The 7,369-nt window shown below is 70.4% G+C and carries 8 protein-coding genes and 2 pseudogenes; 6 read left to right on the top strand and 4 right to left on the bottom strand.

Annotated elements, in window-relative coordinates:
* Positions 1 to 116 precede the first annotated feature (116 nt).
* From ACWD6N_RS36955 to ACWD6N_RS36940, 4 genes and pseudogenes are all read right to left on the bottom strand, one after another.
* A pseudogene (locus tag ACWD6N_RS36955) lies at positions 117 to 434 on the bottom strand (DUF2267 domain-containing protein); the annotation flags it as partial.
* Positions 435 to 503: 69 nt separating this feature from the next.
* Complete coding sequence (locus ACWD6N_RS36950) at positions 504 to 2,378, bottom strand: transketolase (RefSeq protein WP_450006639.1); 1,875 nt, start codon at positions 2,376 to 2,378, stop codon at positions 504 to 506.
* A 419-nt stretch (positions 2,379 to 2,797) separates the two neighbouring features.
* Positions 2,798 to 3,502, bottom strand: a complete 705-nt coding sequence (locus ACWD6N_RS36945; protein ID WP_354968213.1) for a hypothetical protein — start codon at positions 3,500 to 3,502, stop codon at positions 2,798 to 2,800.
* Positions 3,495 to 4,013 carry an RNA polymerase sigma factor gene (locus ACWD6N_RS36940; protein ID WP_450006637.1) on the bottom strand — a complete coding sequence of 173 codons (519 nt, stop codon included), beginning with the start codon at positions 4,011 to 4,013 and terminating at the stop codon, positions 3,495 to 3,497. The genes ACWD6N_RS36945 and ACWD6N_RS36940 overlap by 8 nt, the downstream gene beginning before the upstream one ends.
* A 116-nt stretch (positions 4,014 to 4,129) precedes the next feature.
* Between ACWD6N_RS36940 and ACWD6N_RS36935 the strand changes: the two genes are divergently transcribed.
* The 6 genes and pseudogenes from ACWD6N_RS36935 to ACWD6N_RS36910 all read left to right on the top strand — a co-directional run.
* A complete protein-coding gene (locus ACWD6N_RS36935) occupies positions 4,130 to 4,579 on the top strand; it encodes a hypothetical protein (protein WP_450006635.1) in 450 nt (149 codons plus the stop codon).
* Between the two features lie 4 nt (positions 4,580 to 4,583).
* Positions 4,584 to 5,246, top strand: a complete 663-nt coding sequence (locus ACWD6N_RS36930; protein WP_450006633.1) for a cytochrome b/b6 domain-containing protein — start codon at positions 4,584 to 4,586, stop codon at positions 5,244 to 5,246.
* The gene (locus ACWD6N_RS36925; RefSeq protein ID WP_450006631.1) at positions 5,236 to 5,439 is read left to right on the top strand and encodes a hypothetical protein; all 204 of its coding nucleotides are present in this window, start codon (positions 5,236 to 5,238) and stop codon (positions 5,437 to 5,439) included. The genes ACWD6N_RS36930 and ACWD6N_RS36925 overlap by 11 nt, the downstream gene beginning before the upstream one ends.
* Positions 5,440 to 5,934: 495 nt before the next feature.
* A complete protein-coding gene (locus ACWD6N_RS36920) occupies positions 5,935 to 6,630 on the top strand; it encodes a hypothetical protein (protein ID WP_450006629.1) in 696 nt (231 codons plus the stop codon).
* On the top strand, positions 6,627 to 6,992 hold the full coding sequence (locus tag ACWD6N_RS36915; protein ID WP_354968207.1) for a transcriptional regulator: 366 nt from the start codon (positions 6,627 to 6,629) through the stop codon (positions 6,990 to 6,992). Before ACWD6N_RS36920 ends, ACWD6N_RS36915 begins: the two co-directional genes overlap by 4 nt.
* A 71-nt stretch (positions 6,993 to 7,063) precedes the next feature.
* Positions 7,064 to 7,192, top strand: a pseudogene (locus tag ACWD6N_RS36910) (IS5/IS1182 family transposase); the annotation flags it as partial.
* Between the last annotated feature and the right edge of the window lie 177 nt (positions 7,193 to 7,369).

The following is a 7,369-nucleotide window of genomic DNA, read 5'->3' as shown; positions in this document are numbered from 1 at the left end:
CACGGGTCAGATCCGGAGAGTGCTGACCCGCCAGCCGCTACCGACGCCGAGTCTGCTCCAAGAACCGACCCGACAGAACCCATGAGATCCGGATGGTGGGGGCGCATGCCTGCAACTCATGGCGTGGGTCCTATCGCCGGCAGCCCCAGGAAGGCGGGCCCGGCAGGCTGCCTGCGGAGGGCTTCTTGGCGTTTCTGAGCGAGGAAGGTCAGCGTTAGGTCGATTCCTTCAATCTCGACGAGCCAGCGCTCCTGTTCAGCGCGGTGCCGCACCCGCTCGAAGAACTCGGGAAGCTCGAACGGTTCGGCCTCCTCGTCGAGCTTGCGTAGGTCTCCCCGCAGCCCCTCGGGGAGCTGCACGGCGAGATCCCGTGCCTGGCCGCCGCTGAGCCGCTCCGCCAACGTCGCGAGCGTGGCACGGGTGATCGGCTCGGACCTCGAACCCCCTCCTGCCGCGAATGCTGCGTCTACCCGCGCGTCAAGGGTGAAACGGCGCCCGCCGCGTCAGTGGCCGGGGGCCTCCGCGGCGCGTGCCGCCGCGACGATGGCGCTCACCCCGATCCCGGCCTGGTCCATCAGCTGGGTCGGGGTACCGGAGGTGGGGAGGCCCCGTACCGCCAGGTGTTTCACCCGCACCGGCTCGGCCAGGTCGGCCAGGGACTCGAGGACCGCCGACCCCACGCCACCCTCCGGGTAGTGATCCTCGACCACCAGCAGCCGACCGCCGGTGGCCCGGACGGCGTCGAGCAACCGGTCCCGGTCCAGCGGCTTGACCGAGTACAGGTCGATGACCCGGGCCTTGATCCCCTCGCGCGCCAGCTCGTCGGCGGCGGCGAGGCAGTTGTGCACCGTCACCCCGGCGCCGATCAGCGCGATGTCGTCGTCGTCGTCGCCGCCGCGGAGCAGTTTGCTGCCGCCGACCGGGAAGGCGTCCTCGTTGTCGTAGAGCACCGGGTACTTGCCTCGGGTGGTGCGCAGGTAGTTGACGCCCTTGCGGTCGACCATCTGCGCGACGAGGGCCGCGCAGGACACGGCGTCGCTGGGATACAGCACCGTCGACCCCTGCACGGCGCGCATGGCCGCCAGGTCCTCCAGCCCCATCTGCGAGGGACCGTCCGTCCCGATCTCCACCCCGGAGTGCGACCCGGACAGGGCGATGTCGGCCCGGGAGATGCCGGCCATCCGCACGAAGTCGTAGGCGCGGGAGAAGAACGCCGCGAAGGTCGAGGCGAAGGGCCGATAGCCGCGTACCTGAAGCCCGACCGCGGCGGCGACCAGTTGCTGTTCGGAGATGAACATCTCGAAGAACCGGTCGGGATACGTTTCGCCGAACTTGTCGGCGCGGGTGGAGTCGCTGACCTCACCGTCTAGGGCGACCACGTCCGGCCGCGAGCCCAGCGCGCGCAGCGCGTCACCGTACGCGTTCCGGGTGGCCACCTTCGCCGCCTTGTCGTACCGCGGCAGCGTGGGCGGCTCGCCGACGGGGGCGCCGGCGGGCGGGGCGGACTCGGGTTGCGGCCCGGTGACGCGGATCTGGCGTATCCCGCCGAGAGCCTCCACGGCCCGCTCGGCCATGTCGGGTTTCAGCGGCTTGCCGTGCCACCCGGGCTGGTTCTCGACCTCCGGCACCCCCTTGCCCTTGACCGTCCGGGCGAGCACCACGGTCGGACCCGTCGCCTGCCGCGCCCGGCCGAACGCCTCGTCGATCGCGGCCAGGTCGTGGCCGTCGATGACGAGCGCCTGGCAGCCGAACGCCTCGACCCGGCGGCGGTAGGTGTCCAGGTCCCATTCCAACTCGGTCGGACCCCGCTGCCCGAACCGGTTGATGTCGACGATCGCGGTGAGGTTGCGCAGTCCGTAGTGGCCGGCCTTGTCCAGCGCCTCCCAGATGGAGCCCTCGGCCATCTCGCTGTCGCCGCACAGCGCCCACACGTGGAACGGCAGGTGGTCGAGGTACCGGCCGGCGAGCGCGATCCCGACCCCGACGGGCAGTCCCTGACCGAGCGACCCGGTGGCCACGTCGACCCAGGGCAGGGCCGGCGTGGGGTGTCCCTGCAGGCGCGACCCGAACTGGCGGTAGGTCTCGACCAACTCCTGATCGGTGATCGCGCCCACCGCCTTGAAGACCGCATACAACAGCGGCGAGGCGTGGCCCTTGGAGAAGATCAGGTGGTCGTTGGTCCGACCGCGCGGGTCCGTCCACTGGTAACGCAGGTGTCGGGAGATCAGCACCGCGAGCAGGTCCGCGGCGGACAGACTCGAGGTCGGATGCCCCGATCCCGCCCTGGTGCTGCACCGGATCGCGTCCACTCGGAGTTGGGCGGCGAGCTCACCCAGTCGGGTGAGCTCCTCCGCGCGCAGGGTGCGCTCTGCTTCCATCGTCACCGGCATCGCCTCCGCAGATACCGTAGTCAGGAAAGACCCGCATTACCCGGTAATCGCCGATTTGCCAGGGGCAGAGCGGGCCGGCCACGACCGGGAGCCGACCAGCCAGCCCGCCACCGCCAGGTACGGGCCGAAGACCGTCGGCGGGTGCCGGGCCGTGGGTGGTTGCGGAGGGAACCATCCCGCCTGCCATCGACCCGGCGAGCCGAGCAGGCGCTCTTGCATTAAGCCATCGCGCCGTTTCGGCGCCGCAGATCTTCCCGTCACGAGGTCCCAGACGGGCGGCAGGGCGGCCATCGGTTGCTGGATAGGGCTGCCAGTAGGACACCTTTTGTCCCGATCCTGTAGACCGAGTTGTGGGCCCCAAGCTCGATCTTGCAGGAAGCCTTGCGACAAGTGATCTTGACGATCGCTTAACGCAACAGCGCCCCAGTCAGCACGGCGTCGGCCGACTGGAGGCGGATCTGGCTGACCTCGGCGACCGCCAGCCTGAGCTGGTATCCGTAAGTTCCTGTGCGGTTGGTGACCTGGCAGGTGCCGATCGGGTGCATGGCGCCGGCACGGTCGACGGCGAAGGCTGCGTAGGGGCCGTCGGCGGGCGCGGCGGTGATGGTGACCAGCACCCAGGACGGGTTCCCCTGGTAGAGGAAGACGGTGCCCGCTGGTCGTGCGTCGGCAGTGGTCAGGGTGGTTGCCTTGAGGTAGCGACCGTTGGCGACAGCGAGGGTCTGCCGGTACTGGTCGGCTAGGCGCCGGTCCTCTGCGGTACGTGACTGGACGAACAGCGCCCCGCCGCCGGCGCCGACCAGCACGGAGACCGCGATCGCCAGGGCCGCCACGACCCGCCGCCGGGCCAAGAAACGCCGGCGGGGTGGCGGCGCGGGAGCCGCGTCCAGCCGGGCGAGGACGCTGCTCTCGAACTGCGGCGGGGGATCGACGGAGGGCGCGAGCAGCAGGACGGCATCGGCGGTCGTGGTCAGGTGGTGAAGTTCTCGGCGACAGTCCTGGCAGCGCGCCACGTGGGCCAGGGCCCAGGCCCGATCATCCCCAGCGGCCGCACCGGTGGCGAGCTCCGGGAGCACGCCGCGCACGTCGGGGCACTGTGGCAGCTCACTCATCACGTACCTCGAAATGATCGCGTAGCCGGGACAGGCCCAGCCTGATCCTGGTCTTGACGGTGCCCAGCGGTAGGCCCTGTCGCTCGGCGATCTCCTTGGCGGTGAGTCCGTGGAAGATCGCCAGGACGACGGCCGTGGCCTGTTCGGGCGGCAGCTCGCGCAGGGCGACGCGGATGCGGTCGGCGTCGGCGACCTCGTCGGTCGGTGCGGTGGTGGCGGCGGTTTCGGCGGCGGTGAGCAGCGCCACCATCACCTCCGGCTCGTAGGGGCGATCGCGGCGCAGCCGTATCGCGTCGATTGCCGCGTTGCGGGTGATGGACAGCAGCCACGGCAGCACGGCGCCACGGCGGGGATCGTAGCCGCCGGCGTACCGCCACGCCCGCACGAACGCCTCCTGGGCGACGTCCTCCGCGGTGGCCGTGACCCCGACGATACTCACCGCCAGGCCGTATACCCGGGCCTGGAAGCGGCGCACGAAGCTCGCCGTGGACTGCGGGTCCCCGGCCGCCATCCCAGCGACCAGAGCCTCGTCACTGACACCCACATTCAGTACTACGCACGACACGTCGTTGCGGGATCTCTCCTGGGCGAGAAATCCCTCCCCAGGTCGACGCAGGTAGTACTGGTATGAGACTCAAGATTGCGATAGGCGTGGCGATGCTGGCCACACTGGCCGCCTGCACCGGACCGAACGGCGCGACCGGGGGCGACAGCGGCGAGTTGTCGGTCCTCGTCGTCGAGCCCGTCAGCGGCGCTACCGTGTCCACCCCGTTCACCGTCAAGGTTGACAGCAGCGCGCCGCTCGGCCCGAGCGAGTCTGGCCAGCACCACGTGCACATCTGGTTCGACGACAACGAATCCGACTACCTCATCGTCGAGTCCAACACCACCCAGATCACCGACGCGCCCTCCGGGCAGCACACGGTGCACGTGTCGCTGCGCAACGCCAACCACTCCCCGGCCGGGGCCGAAGCCACCACGCCGATCACCATCGGAAGTGGCGGAGGGCCCGTACCCTCGCCCAGCGCCGCAAGCGAGGGGACGCCACCCACGATCTCCAACCCGTACATCTACTGACGCCATGGCCAGCGACCCAGGCACCGTCCGGCGCTACTCCCGCGCCACGCGGTGGTTTCACGCACTCACCTATCTCACCGTGCTGATCCTGCTGGGTACCGGCTGGTGGTTGGTCGCCGGGCGGGAGGGGCAGCCCAGTGTTGCCGCTCGGCTGACCGGGATCGCCGACACCAGCCTGCACCGGTACGCCGGCTGGGTGCTGACGGCACTGGCCGCCAGCGCGGTGACGCTCGGGGTACGGGCAACCCGCACGTTCGTCCGCGAGTCGCTGCGCCACGACCGCGGGGACCTGAGGTGGTTCGCCCGCTGGCCGGGCGCACTCGTGACCGGCCGGTTCGCCCGGCACGAGGGCCACTTCGACCCGGGACAACGGGTCGCGAACCTGCTGATGGTCGGGCTGTTCGTGGCCCTGATCGGCAGCGGCATCGGGTTGGTACAGGTCACCGGCGGCCCCTGGTTCGTCTGGCTGCAGCGGGTGCACCGCTGGGCCACGTACCTCATCACACCGGTCCTCATCGGACACATCGTCATCGCTGCCGGCCTCCCGCCCGGCTACCGCGGCGTGGCCCGAGCCATGCACCTCGGTGGCCGCCTGCCGCTACAGGTCGCCCAGCGGCTCTGGCCGGGCTGGCTCGATCGGCAACGCGGAGCCCACCATGACAGCTGAGCCGCCGTGCCCGTTCACGACCTCGGTCGCCTCGCTGCTCATCGGCGCCCTCGGCCCGCTCGAACGGCAGGAACTCGAAACCCACCTGCGGCAGTGCCCGATGTGCCTGGAGGAACTCCTTCTCCTCGCGTCGCTACCCGGCCTGCTGCACCGAGCAACGCCGCCTGAGTTGTGCCCCCGATGGGAGCCCTGATCGACGGGATGGCAACGAGCGTCGGGGTCGGGCTCGCGGTGGGTGTCCGCGTCGGCAGCTCGGCCGGCTGCTGCGCCAGTTTCGCACCGGAGCGGGCGTGACCGTGGGCGCCGCCGCCGAGGCGGCGGGCGGTTGAATGGCTGGTCGACAACTCGCTCGTCGACGACGAAACGGGCGAGCGTTTCGTGGCCGAGCACCGAGATCCCGACCATCCCTGAGCTGGCGCCCGCGCCGCGCGATTTCCTGTACGACGAACGCACGCATCTGCCGCAGGCCGCGCGTCGTGGAGCGCAGCCGTCTGACGGGTGGCGACGCGCGCATGTGCCGATGAGCGGATATCTGATCTTGATCCCGGTGTCGGTGTGCGATGACTAAAGTCTCGTGCCCTTGCGCGGAGCCGAGACCCACGCGGGCTGGTACTGCTGCGGGCTGATTGTGCGGCAGCCGCCGAAACAAGTACTAGCGGAAACGGGTTTGCTATGGAAACCTGTTGGCATGACCACTGACTCGGTACCCGCCGGCGGTGACCCCCGCCGGCTGCTGTCTGATGCGCGCGACCTCGCGCGCCGGGTTCGTCTTGACCAGCGGGTGACGTGGCTGCCGCTGCTGGTGCTGGCCCTGGTGATCTTCGGGGCGATCCCGGCGTACCGGTACGGTCGCGTCGTCAGCGACTGCCAGGCGGTGCAGGACGGCCAGGTGTGCAAGGTCTGGTTCCAGACCGTGACGTTCTACTGGTTGGCGGCGCTGGTCCTGGCGTACGTGGTGATCGCCGGCGGGTACCTGCGGGTGGCCCGGGCCCGGGGCGTGGACGCCCGGGTGCTGCCGTACGCGGTCACCGGCGTCGCGCTCGTCGGGCTGGGCTTCGCCTTCGCGGCGGTGTGGGTCCGCCTCAACCCGCTGGCCTACCCGGAGGAGCCGTCCGCCTTCGCCCAGTTCCTGTCCCGGCTGCTCGACCCGCCCGGCGCGATCGGGTTGGCCCTGCTGGTGCTGGCCTGGCTGGAGCGGCACGTCGCGCTGCTGCTGTTCACCATCGGGTACCTGACGGTGGTGCTGGTGCCGATCAACTTCGGATGGGGCGCGCACTGGGGTCCGCACACCTGGTTCATACCCGAGCTGGTCATCAACGGCGGCGTGCTGCTGCTGGGCAGCGCCGGCTTCGCGCTGGCGCAACGGCTGCGGCGGCCCCGGTGACCGACCCCGCCGACACCCCGGAGCCGGACGAGACCGAATCCCCGCATCCGGTCACCGGCCTGGACGACGTGGTGCACCAGCGGGTCCGGCTCGGCATCCTCACCATCGCGCACGAGGCCCGCCGGGTCGAGTTCGGCTACCTACGCACCCAACTAGAACTGACCGCCGGCAACCTCTCCCAGCACATAGGCGTGCTGGAGACCGCCGGGCTGGTCCAGGTCGAGAAGGGCTACGCCGGACGGCGCGGCCGTACCTGGATCACCCTCACCGCCGCCGGCAACACCGCGCTCGCCGAAGAGATCGGGCGCCTGAAGCTGCTCATCGCGCGAGTCGAGACCACCGACACCCAGGAGGACCGATGACCACCGCACTGACCCGCCGACACCTGCTCGCAGCCGCGCTCGCAACCGGGGTCGCCGTGCCGCTCGGCGACGCCGGCCGCGGCCGCGACCACGACAGCCACCGCCGCTTCGTCCGCGCCCGCGGCATCACCCCCGTCATCGCCCGCCGCGGCACCGCCCACGGCTCCAACCTCGGCACACTGCGCTGGGTCAACGCGCGTCCAACCCAGAGCCTCCGTCGACGAGACGAGTCGACTAGGCAAACGACACCATTTGATCGGGTACACGGATCTGCCGCTGAGGCGGTGCTGCGGCTCACGTCGATCGTCACGGTCCGTACGCCGCTCAGCAGGCCATTGATCACAAGTCTGGCGAGCGCGCCACATGGCGACGATCTT

This window comes from Micromonospora sp. NPDC005163 (assembly GCF_053599835.1).
Note: the sequence above shows the minus strand (reverse complement) of the source record. Positions and strands in the feature narration are given on the sequence as shown.